The sequence below is a fragment of the Sulfitobacter sp. HI0129 genome, from assembly GCF_001635395.1.
GTDB lineage: Bacteria > Pseudomonadota > Alphaproteobacteria > Rhodobacterales > Rhodobacteraceae > Sulfitobacter.
In genome coordinates this window covers 1-975 of record NZ_LWGH01000808.1, presented here as the reverse complement: position 1 = coordinate 975, position 975 = coordinate 1, and the positions used below count along the sequence as shown (strand labels likewise).

At 54.8% G+C, this 975-nt stretch carries 2 protein-coding genes; one reads left to right on the top strand and one right to left on the bottom strand.

Features of this window, described 5'->3' with window-relative positions; translation table 11 throughout:
• The coding region (locus A3764_RS25390; RefSeq protein ID WP_161487516.1) for a hypothetical protein at positions 1 to 599 on the top strand (599 nt) is incomplete at its 5' end.
• Between the two features lie 124 nt (positions 600 to 723).
• On the opposite strand, the gene A3764_RS26105 is transcribed toward A3764_RS25390, so the two are convergent.
• Positions 724 to 975 (bottom strand): hypothetical protein (locus A3764_RS26105; protein ID WP_236628255.1); only part of this gene is annotated, 252 nt, incomplete at its 5' end.

Sequence of the window (975 nt, the reverse complement as noted above, 5' to 3'; positions counted from 1 at the left end):
AAGAGCAGCGCGATCTGACGGTCCGGTCGCTCAAGCATTGGGCGGATGAGTCACTGGCTTCACTGCCGAACCCCTTCCCGGTCAGCGAGGCCGAGTTGAACGGTTTTTGCGATTGGCTGGAGGAACGCGGCCTCTACCAGTACTACTGGCATTTTCGGCGGCTGGTTGATTTGCAAAACCGCGATGATCCCGTTCATCGCGCAGCGTCGTCGGCAGAGGTTGTTGGTTTCGCAACCCTTTGCGAAATGATCGCGAATGAAGTTCTGAGGGATCAGGGCCGTGAGCCGCGGGGGGATACGCTACCCCGGAAGTTGAAGAAAATATTTAACACCAACGGACCAGTCGATCTCGGGGCGATGTTTGATCGTTACTATGCACTTACGAACACGAACCGCCAATCTCTGCCGCGCCGGCTGGCCCAGATTGCACGCATCAACGCCGGAGGACCGCATAGCCCGGTATTGCGAGCGCTTCTATCTCTCTGGGTAATCCGCAATGAAGGCGCGCATCTGGGCTTGCTTCAGTTCGATCCGGCACGGATCGTTGAGATGATCCGCATACTCTCGCTCGCAAGCCTGATGCTTTGGAAGGCTCGTTGAAGTTACTCCAGACACCAAGACGTTTTTTATGACACGGTACACCTGCAATTCTGCGCTCTAAGCCGCCGGCGGTTCCGTCGAAGCATCAGCCATCGTCTTGGGGCCGAAAATATCTGAGCGGCCCTTACCTGACGCTCATCATGGCGTTGGATTGCTGCGGCGCAGCGACCCGAAGCTGACATTTACGAGGCAAACGATTTACCGAACTTGCGCAAGCGACACGCACACCCTTTAAGCGCCTTCCAACAGTACTTACTTCAACAGCATGGCGTTTATCTACCTTGATGACAGCAAGCATCACCGCTTTGGATTTTCTTTGGCGGCTTTTGTGATTTGCGATAGTGACCCGACTGAGAACATCACATCTGTTTTCCAA